This window comes from Mycobacterium sp. pR1184 (assembly GCF_041287235.1).
Classification (GTDB): domain Bacteria; phylum Actinomycetota; class Actinomycetes; order Mycobacteriales; family Mycobacteriaceae; genus Mycobacterium.
Genome location: NZ_JBGGKR010000006.1, coordinates 312,747 through 338,154 on the forward strand (window position 1 = coordinate 312,747; position 25,408 = coordinate 338,154).

General features: G+C 67.7%; 22 protein-coding genes and 2 pseudogenes. 7 read left to right on the forward strand and 17 right to left on the reverse strand.

The window, feature by feature from the left end; genetic code table 11:
* Positions 1-2: 2 nt before the first annotated feature.
* A complete protein-coding gene (locus ACAG21_RS13500) occupies positions 3-407 on the reverse strand; it encodes an Rv2175c family DNA-binding protein (RefSeq protein ID WP_096288606.1) in 405 nt (134 codons plus the stop codon).
* Positions 408-523: 116 nt separating this feature from the next.
* Between ACAG21_RS13500 and ACAG21_RS13505 the strand changes: the two genes are divergently transcribed.
* Positions 524-1,720, forward strand: coding sequence for a protein kinase (locus ACAG21_RS13505; RefSeq protein ID WP_370496648.1), 1,197 nt, complete (start codon positions 524-526; stop codon positions 1,718-1,720).
* A gap of 85 nt (positions 1,721-1,805) precedes the next feature.
* Positions 1,806-2,498 carry a TetR family transcriptional regulator gene (locus tag ACAG21_RS13510; protein WP_370496580.1) on the forward strand — a complete coding sequence of 231 codons (693 nt, stop codon included), beginning with the start codon at positions 1,806-1,808 and terminating at the stop codon, positions 2,496-2,498.
* On the opposite strand, the gene ACAG21_RS13515 is transcribed toward ACAG21_RS13510, so the two are convergent.
* The 3 genes from ACAG21_RS13515 to ACAG21_RS13525 form a co-directional block, all read right to left on the reverse strand.
* Positions 2,476-3,561 carry a methyltransferase gene (locus tag ACAG21_RS13515; RefSeq protein WP_370496582.1) on the reverse strand — a complete coding sequence of 362 codons (1,086 nt, stop codon included), beginning with the start codon at positions 3,559-3,561 and terminating at the stop codon, positions 2,476-2,478. The two genes, ACAG21_RS13510 and ACAG21_RS13515, sit on opposite strands and share 23 nt — an antisense overlap.
* Positions 3,562-4,063: 502 nt before the next feature.
* Entirely contained in the window at positions 4,064-5,266 is a 1,203-nt protein-coding gene (locus tag ACAG21_RS13520) for a PPE family protein (protein ID WP_370496584.1), read from the reverse strand.
* A gap of 14 nt (positions 5,267-5,280) precedes the next feature.
* Complete coding sequence (locus ACAG21_RS13525) at positions 5,281-6,501, reverse strand: PPE family protein (RefSeq protein WP_370496585.1); 1,221 nt, start codon at positions 6,499-6,501, stop codon at positions 5,281-5,283.
* 326 nt (positions 6,502-6,827) lie between these two features.
* On the opposite strand from ACAG21_RS13525, the gene ACAG21_RS13530 reads away from it, so the two are divergent.
* A complete protein-coding gene (locus ACAG21_RS13530; RefSeq protein WP_370496586.1) occupies positions 6,828-8,273 on the forward strand; it encodes an FAD-dependent oxidoreductase in 1,446 nt (481 codons plus the stop codon).
* On the opposite strand, the gene ACAG21_RS13535 is transcribed toward ACAG21_RS13530, so the two are convergent.
* From ACAG21_RS13535 to ACAG21_RS13545, 3 genes are all read right to left on the reverse strand, one after another.
* On the reverse strand, positions 8,270-9,658 hold the full coding sequence (locus ACAG21_RS13535) for a class II 3-deoxy-7-phosphoheptulonate synthase (RefSeq protein WP_370496587.1): 1,389 nt from the start codon (positions 9,656-9,658) through the stop codon (positions 8,270-8,272). The genes ACAG21_RS13530 and ACAG21_RS13535 overlap by 4 nt on opposite strands.
* Positions 9,659-9,731: 73 nt before the next feature.
* On the reverse strand, positions 9,732-10,235 hold the full coding sequence (locus ACAG21_RS13540; RefSeq protein ID WP_370496588.1) for a polyadenylate-specific 3'-exoribonuclease AS: 504 nt from the start codon (positions 10,233-10,235) through the stop codon (positions 9,732-9,734).
* A gap of 9 nt (positions 10,236-10,244) precedes the next feature.
* On the reverse strand, positions 10,245-11,111 hold the full coding sequence (locus ACAG21_RS13545) for a hypothetical protein (RefSeq protein ID WP_370496649.1): 867 nt from the start codon (positions 11,109-11,111) through the stop codon (positions 10,245-10,247).
* A 114-nt stretch (positions 11,112-11,225) separates the two neighbouring features.
* On the opposite strand from ACAG21_RS13545, the pseudogene ACAG21_RS13550 reads away from it, so the two are divergent.
* Positions 11,226-12,525, forward strand: a pseudogene (locus tag ACAG21_RS13550) (glycosyltransferase 87 family protein).
* Positions 12,526-12,535: 10 nt separating this feature from the next.
* On the opposite strand, the gene ACAG21_RS13555 reads toward ACAG21_RS13550, so the two are convergent.
* The 5 genes from ACAG21_RS13555 to ACAG21_RS13575 form a co-directional block, all read right to left on the reverse strand.
* Positions 12,536-13,273 carry a lysophospholipid acyltransferase family protein gene (locus ACAG21_RS13555; RefSeq protein ID WP_370496589.1) on the reverse strand — a complete coding sequence of 246 codons (738 nt, stop codon included), beginning with the start codon at positions 13,271-13,273 and terminating at the stop codon, positions 12,536-12,538.
* Between the two features lie 87 nt (positions 13,274-13,360).
* The gene (locus ACAG21_RS13560; RefSeq protein WP_370496590.1) at positions 13,361-13,765 is read right to left on the reverse strand and encodes a hypothetical protein; all 405 of its coding nucleotides are present in this window, start codon (positions 13,763-13,765) and stop codon (positions 13,361-13,363) included.
* Positions 13,762-15,051, reverse strand: coding sequence for an ArsA family ATPase (locus tag ACAG21_RS13565; protein WP_370496650.1), 1,290 nt, complete (start codon positions 15,049-15,051; stop codon positions 13,762-13,764). The genes ACAG21_RS13560 and ACAG21_RS13565 overlap by 4 nt, the downstream gene beginning before the upstream one ends.
* Complete coding sequence (locus ACAG21_RS13570) at positions 15,044-15,481, reverse strand: SRPBCC family protein (RefSeq protein ID WP_342930213.1); 438 nt, start codon at positions 15,479-15,481, stop codon at positions 15,044-15,046. Before ACAG21_RS13570 ends, ACAG21_RS13565 begins: the two co-directional genes overlap by 8 nt.
* A gap of 104 nt (positions 15,482-15,585) precedes the next feature.
* Positions 15,586-15,975: a polyketide cyclase / dehydrase and lipid transport gene (locus ACAG21_RS13575; protein ID WP_370496591.1), complete on the reverse strand. Its 390-nt coding sequence runs from the start codon at positions 15,973-15,975 to the stop codon at positions 15,586-15,588.
* Positions 15,976-16,134: 159 nt separating this feature from the next.
* Here ACAG21_RS13575 and ACAG21_RS13580 point away from each other — a divergent pair, with 159 nt between their 5' ends.
* Positions 16,135-17,937: a long-chain fatty acid--CoA ligase gene (locus ACAG21_RS13580; RefSeq protein WP_370496592.1), complete on the forward strand. Its 1,803-nt coding sequence runs from the start codon at positions 16,135-16,137 to the stop codon at positions 17,935-17,937.
* Positions 17,938-17,942: 5 nt separating this feature from the next.
* Here the strand turns inward: ACAG21_RS13580 and pimB are convergent, their stop codons facing one another.
* The 4 genes from pimB to ACAG21_RS13600 form a co-directional block, all read right to left on the reverse strand.
* On the reverse strand, positions 17,943-19,103 hold the full coding sequence (gene pimB / locus ACAG21_RS13585; protein ID WP_370496593.1) for a GDP-mannose-dependent alpha-(1-6)-phosphatidylinositol monomannoside mannosyltransferase: 1,161 nt from the start codon (positions 19,101-19,103) through the stop codon (positions 17,943-17,945).
* Positions 19,104-19,113: 10 nt separating this feature from the next.
* Positions 19,114-19,956: a hypothetical protein gene (locus ACAG21_RS13590; RefSeq protein ID WP_370496651.1), complete on the reverse strand. Its 843-nt coding sequence runs from the start codon at positions 19,954-19,956 to the stop codon at positions 19,114-19,116.
* Positions 19,957-20,005: 49 nt separating this feature from the next.
* Entirely contained in the window at positions 20,006-21,178 is a 1,173-nt protein-coding gene (ripC, locus tag ACAG21_RS13595) for a peptidoglycan hydrolase RipC (RefSeq protein ID WP_370496594.1), read from the reverse strand.
* A 185-nt stretch (positions 21,179-21,363) separates the two neighbouring features.
* Complete coding sequence (locus tag ACAG21_RS13600) at positions 21,364-21,618, reverse strand: hypothetical protein (protein ID WP_370496595.1); 255 nt, start codon at positions 21,616-21,618, stop codon at positions 21,364-21,366.
* Positions 21,619-21,749: 131 nt separating this feature from the next.
* Between ACAG21_RS13600 and ACAG21_RS13605 the strand changes: the two are divergent.
* Positions 21,750-23,594, forward strand: a pseudogene (locus ACAG21_RS13605) (DEDD exonuclease domain-containing protein); the annotation flags it as partial.
* Here the strand turns inward: ACAG21_RS13605 and trpD are convergent.
* The gene (gene trpD / locus ACAG21_RS13610) at positions 23,532-24,635 is read right to left on the reverse strand and encodes an anthranilate phosphoribosyltransferase (RefSeq protein WP_370496596.1); all 1,104 of its coding nucleotides are present in this window, start codon (positions 24,633-24,635) and stop codon (positions 23,532-23,534) included. The pseudogene ACAG21_RS13605 and the gene trpD sit on opposite strands and share 63 nt — an antisense overlap.
* A 138-nt stretch (positions 24,636-24,773) precedes the next feature.
* On the opposite strand from trpD, the gene ACAG21_RS13615 reads away from it, so the two are divergent.
* Positions 24,774-25,385 (forward strand): heme-copper oxidase subunit III, encoded by a 612-nt coding sequence (locus ACAG21_RS13615; RefSeq protein WP_370496598.1) that lies wholly within the window; start codon positions 24,774-24,776, stop codon positions 25,383-25,385.
* Positions 25,386-25,408: the final 23 nt, after the last annotated feature.

Here is a 25,408-nt window from a genome sequence, read left to right on the forward strand (position 1 = left end):
GCTTAGTACGCCATAGCCTGGGCCCGGCGCAGCACCTCACGGGCCTGATGAGCGTGCAACGCGTCGACGGGACGGGCGTTGCTGAGCGCATCCCGGCTGCCGTCGCGCGTCACCGTCAGCGACGCATCGGGGGTGAACAGCCAGCGCACGATCTCGGTCTCGTGATAGCCGCCGTCGTGCAGGATCGTCAGCAACCCCGGCAGGCTCTTGACCACCTCGCCGGAATTTGTGAAGAAGACCTGCGGTATCACCACACCCCCGGCGCGCCGCACCGCAAGCAGGTGACCTTCTCGCAGCTGCTGCTGCACCTTGCTCACCGGCACGCCGAGCAACTCGGCGACCCGGGGCAGGTCGTAGGTTGGCTCGTCGGGATCCAGAACATCGTCGCCGGCCGGAATACTGCCCACGGCGCAAGTGTAGGCGGTGGTAGCCAGTGCGGAGGTGCCTTGAGCGGATGTTCTCCTCGCCAACCGGCGACCCCACCTACGATGGCCCGGTGACCAGACCCGCGGCGGGCGACCCGTTGGACAGCGCGTTGCTGGATGGCCGCTACCTGGTCCAGGGCAAGATCGCCAGCGGCGGCACCTCGACGGTCTACCGCGGCATCGACGTACGGCTGGATCGTCCGGTCGCGCTGAAGGTGATGGATTCGCGGTATGCCGGTGACAGCCAGTTCCTGCACCGGTTTCAGCTCGAGGCGCGCACGGTGGCCCGGCTGAAGAACCCGGGCCTGGTCGCCGTCTACGACCAGGGCCTGGACGCGCGTCACCCGTTTCTGGTGATGGAGCTGATCGAGGGCGGCACCCTGCGCGAGTTGCTGACCGAACGCGGCCCGATGCCACCCCATGCCGTGGTGGCGGTGCTGCGACCGGTGCTGGGCGGGCTGGCAGCCGCGCACCGCGCCGGGCTGGTGCATCGCGACGTCAAGCCCGAGAACGTGCTGATCTCCGATGAGGGCGACGTCAAAATCGCCGACTTCGGGCTGGTGCGTGCGGTCGCGGCCGCCGGCATCACCTCGACCAGCGTCATCTTGGGAACCGCGGCCTACCTGTCGCCCGAACAGGTGCGCGACGGCAACGCCGGCCCGCGCAGCGATGTCTACTCGGCCGGGATCCTCACCTACGAGCTGCTGACCGGCGCTGCGCCGTTCACCGGCGACTCCCCGCTGTCGGTCGCCTACCAGCGACTGGACCACGACGTACCGCGTCCCGGCAGCGTGATCGAGGGCGTGCCCACGCAATTCGACGACTTCGTGGCGTGCGCGACCGCGCGCGACCCCGCGCAGCGCTACGCCGACGCGATCGAGATGCTCGCCGACGTGGAGGCGATCGCCGAGGAGTTGGGCCTGCCCGACTTCCGGGTGCCGGCACCGCGCAATTCCGCCCAGCACCGCTCGGCGGCCCTGCACCAGAGCCGGCGCAGCGAACAGCCGCCCCCGGCGCCGGCTCCGATCCGGCAGCCCACCCGTCAGCTGACGCGCGGACCCGCCGACTGGCCGGAGCCCGAACCCCGCGCCGAGGCCGACGCCGAACCCGAGGACGATTACGAATACCAGCCCGTCACAGGAGAATTCGCCGGTATCGCGCTGAGCGAATTCGCCCTGGCACGTCAGAACGGCCGCCGCATGGTGTTGATCTGGGTGGCGCTGGTGCTGGCGTTGACTGGCCTGGCCGCGACGGCCGGATGGACGCTGGGCAGCAACCTGAGCGGACTGCTGTGACAGGTGACGCGCGGCCTGCGGCCACCGGATACCTTTTCAATATCGGTTGAAATGATATGGTTCGCCCGTGTCCTCACCTGGGGAAATGACGAAGCGACGCGGCCGGCGCCAAGGCGAGCCGGTATCGCGCGACACGGTCCTACGCGCGGCAAAGCGCCAGTTCGCGATCAACGGCTATGACAAGACGACGCTGCGAGCGATTGCCGACGACGCGGGAGTCGATCCGTCGATGGTCCTCTATCTCTTCGGCTCGAAGGCGGAGTTGTTTCGCGAGTCGATGAAGTTGGTGCTGCCGTCCGACCTGCTGACAAACGTGCTCGCCGAGAAAGACGACGACTTGGGCTACCGCGTGCTACGTGCCTACCTGAGCATCTGGGAACAGCCCGATAGCGCCGCGAGCATGGCCTCGATCGTGCAGTCCGCGACGTCCAACAGCGATGCCAACGAAGCATTTCGCGCTTTCCTGCACGACTACCTGATGACCGCGGTGTCCAGCGCGATGGGCGGTGGCGACGAGACACGACTGCGCGCGATGCTGGCGGCGACCAACCTCGTCGGCACCGCGATGCTGCGCTACATCATGCGCGTGCCGCCGCTGTCGTCGCTCGGGGTTGACGACGTGGTCAGGTTGTTGGGGCCGGTGGTGCACCGGTTCTTAACCGCCCCCGCCGATGAGCTGGGGCTGCTGGACCTGCCATCGCAACAGCCGGCCAAGGCGCCGCGAAAGAAGGGGAAGCCGCGCGCAGCCGCCCCGGCTACACCGCGGTCGCCTCGATGATGCTGAGCGGCGACACGGTGTCGACAACCCTGTACAACCGGAAACCGGCCTGATCGAATAGCCGGGCGTACTCGTCCGCGGTGCGCTCGCGCGCGCCGGCGACGACCAGCATCTCGATATCCACCCACTTGCCGTGGAAGTCGCGGTCGTGGTCGGGAATAACGAACTCGCAGAGCAACAGTCGCGCGCCACTGCGGGCCGCGGCGCGGATGTTCTTCAAAATGCGCACCGCGTCTTCCTCGGCCCAGTCGTGGATGACGTTCTTGAGCACATAGGCGTCGCCACCTTCCGGTGCGGAATCGAAGAAGGAACCCTCTTCGATTCGGACGCGGCCGTCGACACCGTACTTGCGAAACAATTCCGGGGCGCCCGCCACGACCTCCGGCAGATCGAACAGCACGCCGCGCGCATTCGGAGCGGTCTGAAGGATCGCTGCCAGCAGCCGACCGTGTCCGCCTCCGACATCGACGATCGTGCCGAACGCACCGAAATCGTAGGCCGCGGTCAAGGGCACGGTCGCGAATTCCGACACGCTGGTCATCGCGTCGTTGAATATCGCGGCCAGCTCGGCCTGCTCGGACAGGTATTCGAAAATCGGTTTGCCGCGAAGCGCGGGAACCACCGGATGCCCGGTCCGGATCGCATCGGTCAGATGGCTCCAATGCTCCCGATGCTGCGGCGACCCGACCCACCGCGCCATCCCGGCCATCGACACGGGCGCATCGGTGCGCAGTGTTTCGGCCAGCGGGGTGAGTGCGTAACGCCCGTCGCGGTGCTGACGGAAAATGCCGATGCCGATCAACGCCCGCAGCAGTCGGTGCAAAGCGTCGGGGTCGGCGCCGACCCGGTTTGCCAGTTGCTCGGCGGACAGCGGGCCATTGGCCAAGGCGTCCGCCACGCCGAGATCGGCCGCCGACGCGATCGACTGAGCGACCCAGGCGTTCAGGATCAATTCCATCATCACCGCCGCAGGCGGAGCGGACCGTTGGCGTAGCCGCGACAGATGGTGGCGGGCCCGCTCAACGACTCGCGCAACCTTGGCCGGCGGAACCTTAGACGTCAAGTGACTACCTTCCTCGTTCACCTTCGCCACGATGGACGCATCCCGTCGTGCGCTCGGACAGCACCGCGCCTAAAGGTACTTGTTCATTTCAACGCCCCTGCCGCGCGGCCAATCACCCGGTCCGCGTAGCAACTATGCCGGCAAACCTCTCTTATTTCAATGACTATTGAAATAATGTTCTTTTCGATCTACAGTTCTGGCAGGGGGTCAGTTGAATGGAGTCGCCATGTCAGGTCTAGCCACAAAGATCGTCGTAGCGACGATCCTCGCGTTTACCGCCGTAACAGCGACCGGATGCGTTCCGGCGGCCAGTGTGGAACCACCACTCGGGGTTGCAGCGGGATAGTGCCGAATACTTAAGCGGCACTTGGTAAGTCAGGGGCAGCCAACCTCTGGCACTACCCCGCCACGACCCAATCGATAGCGCGTTCACCTACCGGGTGCCACCTGGTGGGTGAACGCGCTTTGCTCGCTGACCAGTTCGCGTCGCGAGTGACGACTCTCAGCCGGAAGCGATTTGAGCCCACTCCAACAACCCATCCACGTTGAGCTGGGGCTGAATTCCTGCGGTACCCGCCAGACCTGGTGTGCTGCTCATCCCGGCTAACACAGGCAACGCCCCCGCCGCGCCGGACGAGGTGGGGGCGACCGGGGCCACGGCGGGGCCGGTGATGACGGTACCGCTGTTGACGGCGATGACGGAGCCGCTGGCGAGGGTGACATTGGTGCCGGCGCCGACTGCGGTGATGGATCCGCTCGGGACGGTGAAAGTACCCGCGGCGCCCGAGGAGCCAGAGAGGACGGTGAAGGTTCCGCTGTCGACGACGCCCGGAATGCCAAAGGAAGCATCGGTGCCGGCGTCGAAGGTAAAGGAAAGTCCGCCGTTGATATTGAAAGTGACGGTCACCTGGGTGACGGCCAAGAACTCGGAATGTGCCGCGAATGTAACCGGGTAGCCGTTGCTGGCGGTGGCGGTGACGCCGATGTCGAGGACAGCTCCGCCGGGCGCGACGTTCGCGGCGCTACCAGCAGGGAGGGCGGGGTCGCCGGCGCTGGCGGTCGTGGCGAGTTGCTGGGAGCTGGTTTGTGCGCTGAGTTGCGCCAGTGATTGGGTGCGGGCGCCGGTGGTGTTGGCGGCGGCCTGGGCCACCGCGCTGGATTGGTCACTTTGTCCCGCCGGGTTGGTGGTCTGGGGCGGGTCGTCAAACGAGGTCAGGGTGCTGGCGATTTCGGAGTCGGCCGCATAGCCGTACATGGCGGTGGCGTCTTGAACCCACATCTGCATGTACTGCGCCTCGGTCGCCGCGATCGCCGGGGTGTTCTGCCCGAAGAAATTGGTAGCAATCAACGCGATCAACTGTGCCCGGTTGGCCGCGATCACCGGAGGCGGCACCGTCATCGCAAACGCCGCCTCATAAGAGGCCGCCGCCGCGTAGGCCTGAACCCCGGTCTGCGCGGCCTGCGCCGCGGCGGCAGACAGCCACTGCACATACGGAGCGGCCGCGGCGCTCATCAACACCGACGACGGGCCCGACCACGCCGGGCCGGTCAATCCGGCCAGCTGCGCCGCATAACCGCCGGCGGTCGACTCCAGCTGCGCGGCCAATGCATCCCAACCCGCCGCGGCCGCCAACAACGGACCCGACCCCGGACCGGCATACATCAGCCCCGAATTCACCTCCGGCGGCAACAACGCAAAATCCATGTCTCCCAGACCTTTCAGCCGGCAACCGTTTGAGCCCACTCCAGCAGCCCATCCACATTGAGCTGCGGCTGAATTGCCGCGGTGCCCGCCAGGCCCGGCGCCGCCAGCCCGCCCAACGGGGCGGCTCCCACCGCGCTCGACGAGCTCGGGACGATGGGGGTGGCGGAGGCGACGGTGACCGAGCCGAACGCGTTGGTGATGGACGCGCCCGCGGGGCCGACGATCGCGGAGGCGGTGTTTGCGAAGGTCTGGATGGCGACCTGCCCTTCGATACCGGGAAGGGTGGCGGACCCGTTGATCAGGGTAACCAGGACCTCCTGAAACGTCGCGGGAGTCAGCACGACGGGGTTGGCTCCGGCAGTGAAGTCAACGCCTGCCGGAATCAGAACACCGTCCGCGGAGCAGTCGATGATCGTGTGAATTGTGCTGCCGGGGCTCATGATTACGGAGCCGTAGGTGATGAGGTTGGTGCCAGGGCCGGTGACGGTGATCTCGCCACTGTTGATCAACATGCCCGTGTCGGTACCGAGGGTGATGGTGCTGCCCGGCGACACGGTCACGGTCTGGTCCGGAGCAACAGGCCCGGTGAAGTCGGTGGTGGCGGAGCTCAGCGTGTGCATCGTGGCATTGCTCGCCTGCCGCGTCGCGTTGCCGGTTGTCTGCGCCATCGTCTGGGCCTGGGCCTGGGCCTGGGCATCCTGTCCCGCCGGGTTGGTGGTCTGCGGCGGGTCGTCAAAGGTGGTCAGGGAGCTGGCGATTTCGGAGTCGGCCGCATACACGTACATGGCGGAAGCGTCTTGAACCCACATCTGCATGTACTGCGCCTCGGTCGCCGCGATCGCCGCGGTGTTCTGGCCGAAGAAATTGGTCGCAATCAACGCGATCAACTGCGCCCGGTTGGCCGCAATCACCGGCGGGGGCACCGTCATCGCGAACGCCGCCTCATAAGCCGCCGCCGCGGCCGCAGCCTGGGCCCCGGTCTGCGCGGCCTGAGCCGCGGCGGCAGACAACCACTCCACGTAGGGAGTGACCGCGGCGCTCATCAACACCGACGAAGGGCCCGACCACGCCGGGCCGGTCAATCCGGCCAGCTGCGCCGCATAACCACTGGCGGTCGACTCCAGCTGCGCAGCCAATGCGTCCCAACCCGCCGCGGCCGCCAACAACGGACCCGACCCCGGACCGGCATACATCAGCCCCGAATTCACCTCCGGAGGCAGCAACGCAAAATCCATGTCGTCCAGACCTCCCCGGCGCTTAGGATTATTTCAATGGTCATTGAATATTTTTTCAACGGGCATAGAATAGCCGTGACCGTGGCCGGGCGCCAGCAAAACGACGTAAACGCTGGGTGACAGCAAGCACCGGCCGGCCCGACCCGTCTCGGCCTCGTCGCGCGTCGGCGCTGCACCGGTCGTAGTTGGCCGACCTCACCGCGCCGGGCCGTTCCCGCGACTCCCCCAGCCCGTGCCACGGACCCGAAGTCACGGTCGCGACACGAATCTTAAAGTAACCTCAAGAATCTCTTATTTTTCTTAATTTTCGTGTAGCGTATCGCTGCATGGGTTCGACAATGCGCAGCATCGACTCGCCGCACCGGCTCGGCGAACACGCGGTCGTACTGGGCGCCGGAATGGCGGGTTTACTTGCGGCGCGGGCACTTTCGGAGTTCTACGACTCGGTCAGCGTGGTCGAGAGGGACAGGTTGCCCGACTACCCGTGCCATCGCAGGGGCATCCCCCAGGGCCGCCATGTGCACAACTTCCACAGCCGCGGCCTGCAGGTGCTGGAGGAATTGTTTCCCGGACTGCTGGAAGACCTGGCCAGAGCCGGGGCGGTCGTCGTCGACGACGGCGAACTGTCGAATTTCTATGTGCGCTTCGGTCGCTATGAGTTCAAGCGCACCGGCAGATTCGCCGATCCGGACGCGCTGGCGCTCTACCTGGCAAGCCGGCCTTTCGTGGAGTTTCATCTGCGCCGACGCGTCAAGGCCTTACCCAACGTCACGTTTCTCGACGGACACGACGTCGCCGAACTGGTCAACACCTCAGACATCGTCAACGGAGTGCGAATCATCAGGCGCTACAACGGTTTTGTCACGACGCTGGACGCCGACCTAGTGGTGGACGCGATGGGTCGGGCCGCACGCACCCCGGCGTTTCTAGAACGGCTGGGTTTCCCACGGCCCACCGAGGAGCGAGAAGTGTCCAGGCTTGGCTACTCGAGCCAACACATCAGTGTCCCTGAGGGATCCATCGCCCAGCGGCTGGTGCTGTTCAATCCGGGTGACGGCAAGCCCGGCGGCCTGTTGCTGGCCTGCGAGCACGACACCTGGATGCTGGCGATCGGCCAGCACACCGACTCCGCAGAGCTGGCAACCGATTTCGCAGGGATGCTCGAGTTGGCCACGCCGTCCCTGCCCCCGGCCATCGTCGAGGGTCTGCGCCAGGCGCACCCCATCGGGGAGGCCGTGACGTATCGCCACACCGCCGCCCTCTGGCGGCGCTACGACCAGATGCCCAGCTTCCCTGCGGGTCTGCTGGTGATCGGCGACGCGCTCTGCAGCTTCGACCCGACCCACGGTCAGGGCATGACGATCGCCGCGCTGGAAGCGCTGACCCTGCGCGAGTGCCTGAGCTCCGGCGGCAATACGGCCCTTGCGCAACGCTATTTTCGCGCCACGGCGCGCTACATCGGGGCGACATGGATCGCCAATCAGGCCCGGTCGCGAGTCCCTTCCCCGACTCGCGACCGAAAATCCGTCAGAACACGGCTGCAGGGCTGGCTGTCCAACGCGGCACTGAACGCCGCCGCCCACGACGTCGTGCTGACCGAGCGCTTCTTTCGGGTCTCCAACTTCGTCGACCCGCCGTCGCGGCTGCAGGATCCCGCCTTACTGCCGCGCATCATGTGGGGAAACTTGCGGGCACGATTGTCGCGGAGGAGAAATCGTGTGGCCACGGCTTCGGTTGTGCCGCAACGGGAGCAAGCCGCCGTACGGAGCTAGTCGCGCAGCATCTCGGCGACCAGGAACGCCAGCTCCAGCGACTGCTGAGTGTTCAGCCGCGGGTCGCACGCAGTCTCGTAACGGCCGCCCAGATCGTGGTCCGAAATGTCTTGTGCCCCACCCAAACACTCGGTGACGTCCTCGCCGGTGATCTCGACGTGGATGCCGCCGGGGTGGGTGCCCAGCGCGCGGTGCACCTCGAAGAAGCCCTGCACCTCGTCGACGATGCGGTCGAAGTGACGGGTCTTGTAGCCGGTGGACGACTCATGGGTGTTGCCGTGCATCGGGTCGCACTGCCAGATCACCTGGTGACCGGTGGCCTGGACCTTCTCGATAATCGGCGGCAGCAGGTCGCGGACCTTGTTGTTGCCCATCCGGCTGACCAGCGTGAGCCGGCCCGGCTGGTTGTGCGGGTCGAGGCGCTCGACGTACTCCATCGCCAGCTCGGGCGTCATCGTCGGGCCCAGCTTGACGCCGATCGGGTTCGCGATCACCTCCGCGAACGCGATGTGCGCGCCGTCGAGCTGGCGGGTCCGCTCCCCGATCCACACCGTGTGCGCCGACAGGTCGTAGAGCTGCGGCTCGCCGTCTTCACTTTCCGACAGCCGCAGCATCGCTCGCTCATAGTCGAGGACCAGCGCCTCGTGGCTGGCGTAGATCTCGGCGGTTTGCAGATTGCGGTCGGCCACGCCGCACGCACTCATGAAGCTCAGCGCACGGTCGATTTCGGCCGCCAACGCCTCGTACCGGGCACCCGCCGGCGAGGTCCGGACGAACTCCCGGTTCCAGTCGTGCACCCCGTGCAGCGAAGCCAGCCCCGACGACGTCAGCGCCCGCATCAGGTTCATCGCGGCGCTGGCGTTGGCGTAGGCACGGATCAGGCGCGACGGGTCGTGCTCGCGCGCAGCGCCATCCGGGGCGAAGCCGTTGATCATGTCGCCGCGGTAGGACTTCAGGCCCAGCGCGTCGATATCGGCCGACCGGGGCTTGGCGTACTGACCCGCGATGCGGGCCACCTTGACCACCGGCAGGCTGGCGCCGTAAGTCAGCACCACCGCCATCTGCAGCAGGGTGCGTACGTTGCCGCGGATGTGCGGCTCGGTGTTGTCGACGAACGTCTCAGCGCAGTCGCCGCCCTGCAGCAGGAAGGCTTCGCCCTTAGCGACCTGGGCGAGTTGATCTTGCAGCCGCGCGACTTCGGACGGCACCGTTACGGGCGGAACGCTTTCCAGAACCGTGCGCATCGCGGCGGCCTGCTCGTCGGGCCACGACGGTTGCTGCGCGGCAGGCTTCGCCAAGGCAGCGTCCAGCCGCGTCCGCAGGTCAGCGGGCAGCGGCGGCAGAGCCGGCAGCTGGTCGATCGGTACGTCGACGGTCCAGTTCATCGGTCCATGATATCTGTGGCCAGCCAGGGCCAAGGCCATTCGTCAGTCGGGCTGGGGCTGCTTAGCAGGACGCTTACGCGCCCGCATCGTCGCCGGACACTATCAGCCGGAAACGGCGCATCTGATCGCGGGCATCCACCAGTGCATCGTGGACGTCGCGGTGTCGCGGGGGCAGCCGCGGCGAGCCCCGGTCCTCCCAGAGCTGGCGCAGCTCCCGGGTGAAGCGCGGGATGGCTTTGGGCAGTCCCGGCATCGGCCCCCACAACTGGCACAGCGCGACGTGGTCGTAGGCCGCCACCCACGCCCATAGCTCGATCGGTTCGGCGGCCTGGCCGCTGGAAATGCCGAAGAAGGCTTCCAGGTCGTGGCGAATCTGCTTGCGCGAGCGCCACAGCTGCGAGGCGGGCGGCGGCAGCTTGGGCAGCACGTTGGCGCGCACCCAGGCCCCGGCGCGTTCGGGATCGAATTCGGTGGACACGGCGTAGTACTCGCGGCCGTCTTCGGCGACCACCCCGATCGAGACCAGCTCGATGGTGCGGCCGTCCTCGATGAATTCGGTGTCATAGAAGTACCGCACTCCGAAAGGCTATCTGCCGATCAGGATGGGCTCGGTTCCCTCGGGCGGCGGTGCGGCATGAACGTCGTGGTCGAGCTGGGCGTCGACCAGGCGTTCGTCGGGCAGCCGCGGTGTGCCGGCGATCGCGCACTGCAGCCACAGCTTGGCCTGCACGACGGGCCGGCGCCATTTGCGTTCCCGCTGCAGCGCGCGCCGCATCTTGTCGGGCGCCGTGGTGTATCGCCAGCGCGCCCACGGCGCATGTGGACGCGACAGCCGGATCGCCCCGATGACCAGCAAGAACACGATGAACATGCCGAGCAGGCCGGTCCACACCTTGCCCTTGAGTACCACCACCACCGCCAGCGGCAGCGTCATCACCATCGTGGCGACCACCGCGGCATGCCACACCAACGAGTCGGTGCCGTGCCAGAACGGAAAGAAGAACGTCAACGGGTGCAGCCCCATGATCAGCAACCCGGCCACCGCCACGGCGGCGAACACCGCGTCCACCGAGCTGCGGCCGTCCTCTTCCCAGTAGACGTCGGACAGGTGCAGGATCAGCGCGTACTCGTCGAGCACCAACGCCGCACCGATACCGAAAAATATTGCGGACAACGTGTTTTCGGGTTCCTGACCGTTGACCGACAACGCCACCAGCGCCACTCCAGAAATCATCACCAGCACCACACCGAACGTCACGTGGTGGATGTGCACTCCCCCGACGTGGACGTTGCGCGGTTGCCACCATCTGGCCGGGCGCCCGGAAGCGACGCGGTGCCGGATGAAGCGCACGAAGGTCCGGGTGACGAAGAAGGTCAGGATGAAAGCGACCAGGCAGCAAAGCAGGGGAAGCCGGCCGCCGTGGACGATGTCGTACGAGAACCAGTGGGCCACTCTGGGCGCGAACCATCCCCACACGCTTGCAACCTACGCCCGCACCTGTCCGCGACGCGGGAGCCGCGCTGCGAGGAGGTGCCGCCATCGACACCGATTACGCTGATGTACAACATGAGTAATTCGCAGGCGCCCGTTGTGGGCAGCCGACCGGGGCGGGCGTTGTTGTGGGGCTTGTTGTGGCTGCTTGCCGCGGCGGCCCTGGGCTACGCGGCCTGGGGCTTGTTCGCGCACACGCCGTACCGCATCGACATCGACATCTATCAAATGGGCGGCCAGACCTGGCTGGACGGACGTCCGCTGTACCGCGGCGACGTGTTGTTCCACACACCGATCGGGCTGAATTTGCCGTTCACCTACCCGCCGCTGGCCGCGATCGTATTCTGCCCGTTCGCCTGGCTGCACATGCCGGCGGCCAGCGTCGCGATCACGCTGCTGACCTTGGTGCTGCTGATCGTGTCGACGGTCATCGTGCTGACCCACCTCGACGTGTGGAACACCTCGACGCTGGTGCCCGGGCCGGCCTGGCTGCGCCGCTGGTGGCTGGCCGTCGTGGTGGTGGCGCCGGCCTCGATCTGGCTGGAACCCATCGCCTCGAACTTCGCGTTCGGTCAGATCAACGTCGTGCTGATGACGCTGGTGATCGCCGACTGCGTGCCGCGCCGCACGCCCTGGCCGCGCGGGCTGCTGCTGGGGCTGGGCATGGCGCTCAAACTCACCCCCGCCGTGTTCCTGTTGTATTTCCTGGTGCGCCGCGACCTGCGCGCCGCACTGACGGCCATGACGTCGTTCGCCATCTGGACGCTCGTCGGGTTCATCCTGGCCTGGGACGACTCCTGGGAGTACTGGACGCACACCGTGCACCACACCGACCGGATCGGCTCCGCGGCACTGAACACCGACCAGAACATCGCGGGTGCGCTTGCCCGCATCGGACTTTCCGAGCACCTGCGTTTCCTGCTCTGGGTGGTCCTGTGCCTGGCCGTGCTGGCGTTGACCATCTGGGCGATGCGACGGGTGTTGCGGGCCGGCGAGACGACACTCGCGGTCATCTGCGTGGCCCTGTTCGGACTGATGGTGTCGCCGGTGTCGTGGTCACATCACTGGGTATGGGTGCTGCCGACGCTGCTGGTGATCGCGATCCTGGCCTGGCGGCGCCGCAACATCGCGCTGGCCGTCGTGACGCTGACCGGAGTGGCGCTGATGTACATCGACTGGACACCGATCGAGCTGATGCCCAAACACCATGAGGAGACCGCCAACTGGTGGCGTCAGCTGCTCGGGATGGGCTACGTGTGGTGGGCGCTGGCGGTGCTCGTCACGGCCGGACTCACGATCACCGCCCGGGTCGCGGCGCCGGGTGCACAGGGCCGCAGCGAATCCGGCGCCGACCGTGAGCTGCTGCGCGACGTGAACGTCGCGACCTAGCCGGCGGCGGTCTCGGGGATGCGCGCGGCCTCGTCGTCCGGCCCCTGACCGTCGGAGCCGTTGCTGCGGTTCTTGACCGTCGCGGCGTAGACGTCGACGTACTCCTGACCGGACAGGCCCATCAGCTCGTAGATGACCTCGTCGGCGACGGCCCGCTCGATGAACCGGTTACCGGCCAGACCCTCGAAGCGGGAGAAGTCCATCGGCTTGCCGAACCGGACCGTCACCTTGCCGAAGCGCAGCATCGTGGTGCCCGGCGGGTTGACGACGTCGGTGCCGATCATCGCGACCGGAATCACCGGCACCCCGGTCTCCAGCGCGAGCCTGGCCAGCCCGGTCTTGCCCTTGTACAGCCGCCCGTCGGGCGACCGGGTGCCCTCGGGATACATGCCCATCAGCTTGCCCTCGCCCAGCAGTCGCTGGGCGGTTTGCAGTGCGGCCTGGGCAGCGTCGGCGTTGGTACGGTCGATCGGCACCTGGCCGACGGCGGTGAAAAACCAGCGGCTGAACCAGCCCTTGATTCCGGTGCCGGTGAAATATTCGGACTTCGCCAGGAAGGTGATCCGCCGGCGCACCACCAGTGGCAGATAGAAGCTATCCATCACCGCGAGGTGGTTACTGGCCAGGATCGCTGGGCCGGTGCTCGGAACATATTGCAGGCCTTCGACTTTCGGCCGGCCAAGCAATTGCAACAGCGGGCCCAGGAGGATGTACTTGAATAGCCAGTACGCCATGGCCCTCCCTCTCGCCCGAAACCCGCCGGTGTTCTGCGCCAACTGTACCCATCCGCGATCCAGGGGACCACTTTCAAATCCTGAGGATCACTCTTCGATCGTGACCGGGATGGGCTGGTAGCGAGTCCGCACCCCGGCCTCGCCCGCGGTGGTGTCCTCGCCCGGCGCGGCGCCGCCGGGCGGACCGTCGGGAGGTGGCGGTGTTGACCCCGAAGACCGGTCGATGTCATTGACGTCACGGACGATCGCGCGGATCACCTCGAGCAGCGCGATGCTGTGATCGGCGATCACGGTCAACAGCGGGTGTTGATCGCCGGTCGCCAGCGCGGCCAGCGCGCACACCGGGCACCAGATCTGCTGACATTTGCCGGTGCCGACGCCGTTGCCCGCGGTCATCGCCGCGGCCATCCGCACGGCGGGGTCGATGCCGTTGAGAATCGCCTCGGCCAGCTTGCGCAGTTCCGGTGCGATATCGGGGTGCGGCTTGCTCACTTAGGCCACACCTCCGGATCTGGTCGAAAACGAACTGTCAGCTCACCGCCCCGCAGATGCGCGTCGAGCACCGTGCACCGCCGTAGTACCGACGCCAACCGAACCCGGCGCCGCAACCCGCCGGCGCTGATGATCAAGTCGTCGTCCACCCGGCCCAGGGACAGCGATCCGGGGTCGAGCTGGGGCAACGTTAGCCGCATCCGGTAGATCGACCCAAGTCCCGACCCCGACTCGAGATCCACAATAGGACGCAACGGTCCTGGTGGGGCGGCTCCACGCCGAAGTCGCGCGCTGTCGAGCAACCCGCCCAGCGCCTTGGGGCCGATCGGCTCACCGGCCAGGTGCGGAGTCATCACCAGCGCCACATCGCCGATCGTGGCATCGAGCTCCTCGAGCACCGCGCGCTGCTCCGAGATCCGCTCGCCGTACCAATAGAACGCCGGGTGCTCGGGCAGGTTGCGATACTCGTAGGACTCGTCCTCGACCAGAACCTGATTGATGATCAGCTCCTCGACGCGCACCCCCATCAGCGACAACGAACCCAGTGTCCGGACCGCTTCGGCGGCCACCACCCGCTCGGGCGTCAGCACCAGGTGCGCGCTGACCAGATCTCCGTCGGTGAGCAGTGCGCTGAGCCGCTCGACGCTGGAGCTGATCCGTTCGATCAGCTCCACCACCGCGGCCGAACGGGCGTCGTCGGCGGTGATGGACAGCCGGCGATGGCGCGGCCAGGCGCGCTCGACGTAAAGCCCGAACGTGGCCGGCAGGGTCAGCATCCGCAGCGCGTCCGCGGTCGAGGCGCAGTCGACGACAACGCGATCCCATCGTCGCGACGCCGCGAGTTCGCCGACCGCATGCAGGCCGAGCACCTCCTGGATGCCCGGCAACGCCGAAAGTTCTTCGGGGGCAATACTGCTCAGCTCGGAGTCGGGAAACCGGCGATCCAGCGCGGTGACCACCTCATGCCAGCGGGCCTCGAGCAGGGCTAACGTGTCGAGCGCCATCGCGTCGAGCGATCCCTTACCCGTCTCGGCGGCCTCCCCAGTTTCCAGGCCGGCAAGCACCCGAACCGGTTCGCCGCGTCCGCTCGGCGGGACGGGGATGCCGAGCACGTCACCCAGCGAGTGCGCCTGGTCGGTTGAGACCACCAGCACGCGCTGCCCTTCGATCGCGTCACAGACCGCGGTGGCAGCAGCGAGGGTGGATTTTCCTACCCCGCCCTTCCCCACGAAGAGACTGATCCGGGCGCCGGTGTCGGGAGGGGTGGGTGAAACGGACTCACTCAGCCTCGACTCGTTTCTTCAGATCCTTCAAAGCGGTGTCGGTCAGCCTGCGCTCGGCCTTGCGCTTGAGCAACCCGATCATCGGGATGGCCAGGTCGACCGAGAGTTCGTAGGTGACGTCCGTCCCGGAATCCTTGGCCGCCAACCGATATGACCCTTCGAGCGAGCGCAGCAGCGAGCTGGAGACCAGGGTCCAACTCAGCGACTTATGGTCGGCCGGCCACTGGTAGGACATCACCATGGTGTCCTTGATGACACCGGCGTCCATCACGAAGCGCACCGTCTTCGGGTAGCCGTCGTCCCCGCGCTCCTGGACCTCGGCTTCCTTGTACTCCGAGATCCAGTCCGGGTACGAATCGATGTCGGCGATCACCTGCAGCACCGTGCCGGGGTCTGCCTCGATGTGAATCGTCTGAGTCGTCTTTTCCGCCACCTGGCCGCTACCTTCTCTCCGCAAGGGGGCACACGCCCGGTCCTCTCCGGTAGTACCCCGCCTTCGGACCGAAACGCTACTCTCCGGGCGAACCTTGACCGGAGTTAAGCTACCGGAGAAACGCCGACCGGTCGCGACCGTTCCACACTCGCCTTGACCTCGAAAGCCATTTTCTTGCCCGCCACCCGACGGCGGTGCGTCAATTTCGCCAAGTTCAGTTTGGCCAGCTGGTAGGCCGCCACGCCAGTCGGTTCGGCGTGCAGGAAGTAGTGCAGCACCACCCCGTCCAGCGACGGCTCCAGCCAGATCTCCATCGTGCCGGTCAGCGCCCCGGTGACCGTCCAGCGAATTCCCTTTTCGGCCCGGTCCTCGACGACCTGTAGCCGCAGATCCGGCCACCACCGTCTCCAGCACACCCGGTCGCCGATCGCGGCGCCGACCAGTGCACCGTCGGCGGCGACATAGGTCTGGTCCGCGATCTGGATGCTGTGCATCGTGTCAGCTTCACATATCAATATCCGAGGCACGTCGCCGAGGGCGCACCGCAACAAAGCGGCCGCCCAACCGACTGCTTGGTTGCTGCGCGAATACCGCGATTAGTCTGAGTTACAGCAAGCCGGCCACCAGTCACCAGATCAATCGGAGTCAAAAGAGTGCGTGAGTACAGCGTTCCTGCCCGCTTCTCCGTCGGCGAGCACGACAACATCGCGGCCATGGTCTTCGAGCACGAGCGCGACGACCCCAGCCTGGTCATCTATCAACGTCAGATCGACGGGGTGTGGACCGACGTCACGTGCGCCGAGGCCGCCCAGCAGATTCGCGCTGCGGCATTGGGCCTGATCTCGCTGGGCGTGGAACCCGGCGACCGGGTGTCGATCTTCTCGGCCACCCGCTACGAGTGGGCGATCCTCGACCTGGCCATCCTGTCGATCGGCGCCGTCACCGTGCCGATCTACGAGACTTCGTCGGCCGAGCAGGTGCGCTGGGTGCTGAAGGACTCCGAAGCCGTGGTGGCGTTCGCCGAAACCGACGCGCACGCCGCGACGGTCACCGAGCTCACCGGCGAACTTCCCGCTCTGCGCCGGGTGCTGCACATCGACGGGTCGGGCCCCAAGGCGCTCGACCAGCTCGTCGAGGCCGGCGCGTCGGTCGACCCCGAGCAGCTGACCGCTCGCCAAGCGGCGCTGCGCTCGGAGCATCCCGCGACGCTGATCTACACGTCCGGGACCACCGGACGTCCCAAAGGGTGCCAGCTCACGCATTCCAACCTGCTCTACGAGACACGGGGTGCCAAGGAGTGTCTGCCAACCCTGCTGGACGAGGGGCAACGGCTGTTGATCTTCCTGCCCCTGGCCCATGTGCTGGCCCGCTCCCTGACCCTGTCCGCGTTCGCCAACAAGGTGACATGTGGGTTCACCAGCGACATCAAGAACCTGCTGCCGATGTTCGCGGTGTTCAAGCCGACGGTCGTGGTCTCGGTGCCGCGGGTGTTCGAAAAGGTCTACAACACCGCCGAGCAGAACGCCGCCAACGACGGCAAGGGGCCGATCTTCGCGCGCGCCGTGCAAACCGCGGTCGACTGGAGCGAGGCGCAGGAAAACGGCGGGCCCGGGCTGCTGCTGCGCGCCAAGCACGCGCTGTTCGACCGGTTGGTCTACCACAAGCTGCGCGCCGCGCTAGGCGGCGACTGCCACGCGTCGGTGTCAGGCGGCGCACCGCTCGGCGCCCGGCTGGGGCACTTCTACCGGGGTGTGGGCCTGACCATCCACGAGGGCTACGGCCTGACCGAGACGAGCTCGGCGATCACGGTCAACCAGGTCGGCAGGGTGAAGATCGGGACCGTCGGAACCTTGTTGCCGGGCAACAGCATGCGCATCGCCGACGACGGTGAACTGTTGGTGCGCGGCGGCGTGGTGTTCAGCGGCTACTGGCGCAACGAGCAGGCCACCGCCGAGGCGTTCGCCGACGGATGGTTCAAGACCGGCGACCTCGGCGCGCTCGACGAAGACGGCTTCCTGAAGATCACCGGCCGCAAGAAGGAGATCATCGTCACCGCCGGCGGTAAGAACGTCGCCCCCGCCGTGCTGGAAGACCAACTGCGAGCGCACCCGTTGATCAGCCAGGCGATGGTGGTCGGGGACGCCAAACCCTTTGTCGGAGCACTGATCACGATCGACCCGGAGGCCTTCGACGGCTGGAAGCAGCGCAACAGCAAGGGCGAGGGCTCATCTGTCGGCGACCTGGCCACCGACCCCGATCTGGTCGCCGAGATCGACGCCGCGGTCAAGCAGGCCAACCTGTCGGTATCGCACGCCGAGTCGATCCGCAAGTTCCGCATCCTGCCGGTCGACTTCACCGAGGACACCGGTGAGCTGACCCCGACGATGAAGCTCAAGCGCAACGTGGTGGCCGAGAAGTTCGCCTCCGACATCGAGGCGCTTTACGAGAAGGACTAGGGGCCTCAGCCCAGTGTGGCCGGCGAGGGCTGGCCGCGCAGCAGGTCGGCCAGCCGGGCCGCCAGCGTGTCCCAGCGCCAGTTGGTGGTCACCCAATCGCGTCCGGCCGCGCCCATCAGCGCCGCCCGGTCCGGGTCGGCCAGCAGTTCGGTGACGGCGTCGCCGATCATGTGCACCGAGTTCCCGTCGACGACGAGTCCAGTCTTGTTGTGCTGCACGGCTTCTGGGGCTCCGCCCGAATCGCCGGCGATCACCGGGACCCCGGTCGCCGAGGCCTCCAGGAAAACGATGCCCAGGCCCTCGACGTCCATGCCCGCGCCGCGAGTGCGGCACGGCATCGCGAACACGTCGGCCAGTGCGTAGTGGGCGGGCAGTTCGGCCGAGGGCACCGCTCCGGTGAAGGTCACGTGGTCGGCCACGCCGCAGCGCTGCGCCAGCGTGCGCAGCGTGTCGAGGTACGGGCCGCTGCCGACGATCACCAGGGCGGCGCCGTCGACGCGTTGCCGGATCGACGGCAACGCCTTGATCAGCATGTCCTGGCCCTTGCGCGGCACCAGGCGGGACAGGCACACGACGGTGGGCCGCTGCCCCAGCCCGTAGCGGTTGCGCAGCTCGGCGCGCCCGGCCGGGTCTGGGCGGAACCGGTCGGTGTCGACTCCCGACGGCAGGTATTCCAGCGAGGCCGCGGGCCCGAACGCCGTCGCGAACCGGGACCGGGTGTAGCGGCTGACGAACGTCACCACGTCGGTGTCGTTGCCGATGCGACGCAGCACCGACCGCGCCACCGGAAGCATCGACCAGCCCACCTCATGACCGTGCGTGCTGGCCAGTACCCGGGTTGCGCCGGCCTGGCGGGCCCGTGCCGCCAGCAGCGCCAGCGGTGCGGCCGCGCCGAACCACACGGTGTCGATGCCGTGGTCGCCGATCAGCCGGCGCATCCGGGCATCGACGGCCGGCCCCGGCAGCATCAGCGTGCCCGGATGGCGCACCACCCGATAGCCGGCCGCTTCGGCGTCGAAGGCATCCGCACCCTTCCACTGCGGCGCGTACACCAGCACCGCATGCGACCCGGTGTTGACCAGCCGGCCGACGAATTCACGCAGGTAGGACTGGATGCCGCCACGCCGCGGCGGAAAGTCGTTGGTTACCAGCAGGACCCGGCTCACTTGCCTTAGGCTAGCCGACCATCCATTGCTGCCAACGCGCGAGCAGGCCTGCCGGGTCGATGCCCAGTACCTTGCGGCCGGCGGTGTACGGGTCGACGTGGGTGAGGCCGCAGACGGCGAGATAGTAGGCGCGCAGCTGCGGCGTCCCGAAGGTATCGGCGACGAAGCGGGCGAACCACCAAGCGCGGTCGTAGGCCAACCAGCGCTGCGGACCCGGGGTGTCCAGGTCGAGGTCCGACGGTAACGACACGGGCCGCGAGCGCTCCTGCGCTGGGACCGGGCCACCGGGCCGGGCAATGAAATCGGCGACGCCCTCGGCCAGCCATCGCGGCGCGTCGAGGGCGGTGTCGGCGCGTGACGCGTAGTGAAAAAGCTCGTGGGTCAACACAATTCGCAGAGCTGAGTCGCTCATGGCGGCAGCACCGGGGGCAAACACGATCCGCTGGCCGACGACCACCCGATGCGCGGGATCGATGCGATCGGCGACGGTGATCGCGGCGATGTCCGCCCACTGCTCCGGCGGTCCGCCACCGGCGGCGGCGCGGAATTGGTCGTCGGAGCCGGCGACAACCACCGAGATGTCGCGCGACCAGTCGGCTCCCCAGAATGCCTCGACCTTGTCGATCGCGGTGGGCAGCTGCGCTGCGATACGGGCCAGCAGGCGATCGGTCGCCGCACCGCCCAGGCCGATCAGGCGAACCTGGCGGTCACCGACGATTAATGGCGCCCGCCCGGCGATCGGTTGGCTGCGCGCGGGAGCGACCAGCTGTGCGGGTCTTATCCGGCCATCGCGGACATTCAGCCCTGCGGCGGCCGCCACCACGATCTCAACGACAAAGACCCAGGCGAGCAGGATCGGCAGCCACCGGCGCCGCCGACGGAATTGCCTGCGGTGAAACCGATCAGTAACGGCGGGCGTCGTGAATCGGGCCCGCGGCATTCATCGGCACCACCCGCACCGGCACACCGTAGGTGGACGAGTGAATCACCATGCCGTCGCCGACGTAGATGCCGCTATGTGACGCGTCGGAATAGAAGGTCACCACGTCGCCGGGCTGCAGGTCCGACAGCGCCACCGGCTGACCGCCGTTGGCCTGCGCCTGGCTCGAGTGCGGCAACGAGACCCCGGCCTGCTGGAAGGCCCACATGACCAGTCCGGAGCAGTCGAACCCGCCAGGTGCGGCACCACCCCAGGAATAGGGCGTTCCCACCTGGGTCAGTGCCGCCTGCACGACGCTGGCACGGTCACCGCCGGGGCCACCCGGGCCGCCGGGAGCCATTCCGGGGATGCCGGGCATCATCCCGGCCGGCTGCGGAGCCTCGCCCGGCGGCAGCGCGCCTGGTGCCGGCGGCGCACCGGGCGGCAACGCCTCCGGCCCGGGCGCACCGGGAACCGGCGCGCCGGCCGGCATCGGTCCGGGATCGGCCAGCGCGGTGCGCTGCTCCGGCGACAGGGATACGTACTGCGATTTGACGACCGCGATCTGAACCTGCAGCTGGCTCTGCTTGGACTGCAGGCTGGCCCGCACCGCGGCGGCCTGCTCGGCCGCGCTCTTGGCCTCGGCGGCGGACTTGGCCGATGCCTGCTCCGCCTTGGCGGCTTGCTCACTGGCCGCCCGGAAACTTGCCATCTGCGTGGACATTTGCGTCGCCATCACGCGCTGCACGGCCAGCTTGTCGATCAACCCCTGCGGCGATTGCGCGGTCAGCATCGCCTCCATGCCGTCGACGCGACCACCCATGTAGGTCGCGGCGGCCAGCTTGTTGACGGCGTTTTGGAAGGTGGCCAGCCGAGCCCGTGCCCCATCGACGGCGGCCTGGTCGTCCGAGTGCTTCTTGTCGGCGGCCTGCTGGGCGGCGACCTTCTCGTTGAGGTCGAGCTGCGCGCTGTGCATGGCCTCGGTGGTCTGCTCCGCCTGCCGGGATAACTCGGTGAGCTTTGCCAGGGCGTCGTCGGCCGGATCGGCCGCCACATTGGCGGCACAGACACCCGATAAGACCGTGAGGCCTGCCAGCGTCCCGATGACTGACCGCGTGATGACACGCGAGATCGAATGCGCGGAGCCGAAACTCAAAGTATTGCTTCCTTAAACTGCCATCGACGTTCGAGGTCGAGCTGGGTTTAGGTCTCAAACAGGTTACGAAACGATATCGGCGTTTGTCCAAACCAGATCGTTAAGAAAATGGAAAGATTTATGACATAAGTATGTGAACGAGACTGGGCATACGGGCGGTCCTGGGGTTTTGGCACTCAGGGCCATTACGCGACACCGGACCCGCGATTTCGATGAATCGGCACCAAACGCAACCGCGGCGCCATCCCGACCTCCGCGAGCACTTCGAGTGCGGCCCGCTCGTCCTCCAACAAAGTTTCCGGTACCCCGAGTAGCACACTGACCACGCAATCCCGGCACCGCGGGCCGCGCGCCGCGCAGTCGTCACAGTCGATCACCACCGGCGCGCCCGGTCCCGACGCGGCGACACCTTTGCTCTCGGTTCGTCTGAAGTGGGCCATCGCAACGTCCTCTCATCCGGCTTGTCGTGCTCGGCCCGAACGCTAACCGCGGGCACCGACATCTTTTCGGGACGCGCGACACCGGCGGCCGAACGCCGCGAATGTCGGTCCCGATGCTTAACGTCACGCCCATGGGTGTGACTGGTGGGACTCAGCTGAGTTTTGCCGACGTCGGAACAGACCGGGAATCCGGCGGCGACCCGAGCTGGACGTCCACCGACGAAACCCCGCTGCGCGAGACCACCTTCGTCGTCGTCGACCTGGAGACGACCGGCGGGCGCAACCGCGCGAAAGACGGGGTGGCCGCCGACGCCATCACCGAGATCGGGGCGGTCAAGGTCCGCGGCGGCGTCGTGCTCGGCGAGTTCGGCACCCTGGTGGACCCGCAGCGCAGCATCCCGCCGCAGATCGTCGCGCTCACCGGCATCACGACGGCGATGGTGTGTGACGCCCCGACCATCGACGCCGTGCTGCCGATGTTCTTGGAGTTCGCCGGGGACGCGGTGCTGGTCGCCCACAACGCGGGGTTCGACATCGGGTTTCTGCGGGCCGCCGCCGAACACTGCGAAATCCGTTGGCCCCGACCGCAAGTGCTGTGCACGGTGCGGCTGGCGCGCCGCGTGCTGACCCGCGAGGAGGCGCCCAGCGTGCGACTGGCGGCCCTGGCGCGGCTGTTCGCCGTCGCGACCCAGCCCACCCACCGGGCGCTGGACGACGCGCGCGCCACCGTCGACGTGCTGCACGCGCTGATCGAGCGGGTGGGCAACCAGGGCGTGCACACCTACGCCGATCTGCGCGCGTATCTGCCCAACGTGACACCGGCCCAGCGCCACAAGCGGGTGCTCGCCGATCACCTGCCACACCGGCCCGGCGTCTACCTGTTCCGCGGCCCGTCGGGCGAGGTGCTCTACGTCGGCACCGCCGTCGACCTGCGCCGCCGAGTCGGCCAGTACTTCACCGGCGCCGACCCGCGCGGCCGGATGAAGGAGATGGTGACGCTGGCCGGCGCCGTCGACCACGTCGAGTGCGCTCACGCCCTGGAGGCCGGAGTCCGGGAGCTGCGGATGCTGGCCGCGCACGCGCCGCCGTACAACCGCCGCTCCAGGTTCCCGCAGCGGTGGTGGTGGGTGGCGCTGAGCGACGAGGCGTTCCCGCGACTGTCGGTGGTGCGGGCCCCGCGACATGATCGCGCCATCGGGCCGTTTCGGTCCCGCACCGACGCCGCCGACACCGCGCGGCTGCTGGCGCGGTTCACCGGAATCCGTACCTGCACAACGAGACTCGGTCGCTCGGCGCGCCACGGTCCGGCCTGCCCTCAGGTCGAGGTGTCGCCCTGTCCGGCCGCGCGCGACCTGAGCGCGACGCAGTACGCCGCGGCCACGCAGCGCGCCGCGGCCCTGATCGACGGCACGGACAACTGCGCGTTGGGCGCCGCCGTCGATCAGGTCGGCGCGCTGGCCGCCCATCGCCACTTCGAGAGCGCGGCGCGCCTGCGCGACCGCACCGCCACGGCCATCGAGGTGCTGTGGCGGGGTCAGCGGCTGCGGGCGCTGGCCGCGCTGCCCGAGCTGATCGCCGCGGCCCCGGACGGCAGCGGCGGCTATCACCTCGCCGTCGTCCGCCACGGGCAGCTCGCCGCGGCGGGCACCGCCCGGCGCGGGGTGCCGCCGATGCCGGTAGTCGACGCCATTGTGGCTGGGGCACAAACGATCTTGCCGGCCGCCGCCCCGTTGGGCGGTGCACTGGTGGAAGAGACCGCACTGATCGCGCGCTGGCTGGTCGCCCCGGGAGTGCGCATCGTGCGGGTCGCCGACGACATCGGCTGGGCCTCGCCGCTGCACTCGGCCGGCGCCTGGGCGGGGTGGGCCGCGACGGCGCGCTCGGCCCGGCTGGCTTACACCCAAACGCCGGACTCAGGCCTGCTGGCTGAACCGCACCCAACGCGCGAGCAACTCTTCGGCGGCCCCGGAGTCGATGGCCGCGCCGGCACGCTGCAGCCCGTCCTCCCACGCCGGCAACCATTCAGCGCGGCTGGATAGGCCCGCGTGCGCGACGATCGCGCCGGCGGCGTTGAGCACCACGGCGTCGCGGACCGCGCCCTTGGCGCCGCCCAGCACCGCACGCACCTCCGCGGCGTTGGCGTTCGCGTCGCCGCCCAGCAGCTGGTCGAGATCGGCACGAGCGAACCCGAAACCCGCCGGGTCGAACGTCAGCTTGTCCACCGTGCCGGCCTGCACGCGCCAGATCGTGCTGGTGGTGGTCGTGGTCAGTTCGTCCAGGCCATCGTCGCCGTGCACGACCAGCACGCTGGCGCGGCGAGCCGCGAACACCCCGGCCATCACCTCGGCCAGGTTGGCGAACGCGCAGCCGATCAGACCGGCCCGCGGCAACGCCGGGTTGGTAAGCGGCCCAAGGAGATTGAAGACCGTCGGTATCCCGATCTCGCGGCGCACCGCTGACGCGTGCCGGTAGGACGGATGGAACGTGGGCGCGAAGCAGAACCCGATCCCGACCTCGGCGAGACTGCGCGCGACCTGATCGGGCCCCAGGTCGATGCGCACGCCGAGGGCCTCGAGCGTGTCGGCGCCGCCGGACAACGACGACGACGCGCGGTTGCCGTGTTTGACCACCGGCACGCCGGCGGCGGCGACCACGATCGCTGCCATCGTGGACAGGTTGACGGTGTTGACGCCGTCGCCGCCGGTGCCGACGATGTCGACGGCGTCACCGCGGATTGCTTCGGCCGGGATGCGGTGCGCGTGGCTGAGCATCACGTCGGCCAGCTCGCTGACTTCGGCGGCGGTGGGCACCTTCATCTTCATCGCGACCGCGAAGGCGGCGATCTGGGCCGGGCGCGCATTGCCGGTCATGATCTGGTCCATCGCCCACGCGGCCTGACCGCGGGCCAGGGGCTGCCCGTCGGTCAACCGGCCCAGCAACTGCGGCCAGGTCGGGGTGGACCCGGGAGCCGTCGCGGAAAACCCCCGGGGGGATCCAGCCTCAGATGAGAGAGCCACGCGCCGATGGTCCCACGTCGACCAACCGACACCCAACCGTCGTTTCCGGGCCCGGAAAAGTTCCACGAAAGCGACGCGCGGGGGCGAATTTCCGCCCCGGGTAGAGTTCAACAACTACAAAGCGTCATACTTGCGGATGTGACGAGTGCTGTAGGTACCTCGGGGACCGCGATCACGTCGCGAGTTCATTCGCTGAATCGGCCCAACATGGTCAGTGTCGGCACCATAGTGTGGCTGTCCAGCGAGCTTATGTTCTTTGCTGGCCTGTTCGCGTTCTATTTCACGGCGCGGGCGCAGGCGGGCGGGAACTGGCCGCCGCCGCCCACCGAGCTGAATCTGTACCAAGCCGTGCCGGTGACGTTGGTGTTGATCGCGTCGTCGTTCACCTGCCAGATGGGCGTGTTCGCCGCCGAGCGCGGCGACGTGTTCGGCCTGCGCCGGTGGTATGTGATCACCTTCCTGATGGGACTGTTCTTCGTCCTCGGGCAGGCCTACGAGTACTACCACCTGGCCACCCACGGGACGACCATCCACGGCAGCGCCTACGGCAGCGTGTTCTATCTGGCCACCGGCTTCCACGGCCTGCACGTGACCGGCGGGCTCATCGCCTTCATATTCCTGCTGGTCCGCACCGGGATGAGTAAGTTCACTCCGGCGCAAGCGACGGCCAGCATCGTCGTCTCCTACTACTGGCATTTCGTCGACATCGTGTGGATCGCGCTGTTCACCGTGATCTATTTCATCCGATGAGCCGGCGGCTCCGAATACAGGGA

Excerpts from the sequence above, each read along its gene's own strand:
- ACAG21_RS13600 (WP_370496595.1), bottom strand. The coding sequence starts at position 21,618 with ATGGCCCACTTCAGACGAACCGAGAGCAAAGGTGTCGCCGCGTCGGGA.
- ACAG21_RS13555 (WP_370496589.1), bottom strand. The coding sequence starts at position 13,273 with ATGGCGTACTGGCTATTCAAGTACATCCTCCTGGGCCCGCTGTTGCAA.
- ACAG21_RS13520 (WP_370496584.1), bottom strand. The coding sequence starts at position 5,266 with ATGGATTTTGCGTTGTTGCCGCCGGAGGTGAATTCGGGGCTGATGTAT.
- ACAG21_RS13525 (WP_370496585.1), bottom strand. The coding sequence starts at position 6,501 with ATGGATTTTGCGTTGCTGCCTCCGGAGGTGAATTCGGGGCTGATGTAT.
- ACAG21_RS13530 (WP_370496586.1), top strand. The coding sequence starts at position 6,828 with ATGGGTTCGACAATGCGCAGCATCGACTCGCCGCACCGGCTCGGCGAA.
- ACAG21_RS13575 (WP_370496591.1), bottom strand. The coding sequence starts at position 15,975 with ATGCACAGCATCCAGATCGCGGACCAGACCTATGTCGCCGCCGACGGT.
- ACAG21_RS13535 (WP_370496587.1), bottom strand. The coding sequence starts at position 9,658 with ATGAACTGGACCGTCGACGTACCGATCGACCAGCTGCCGGCTCTGCCG.
- ACAG21_RS13510 (WP_370496580.1), top strand. The coding sequence starts at position 1,806 with ATGACGAAGCGACGCGGCCGGCGCCAAGGCGAGCCGGTATCGCGCGAC.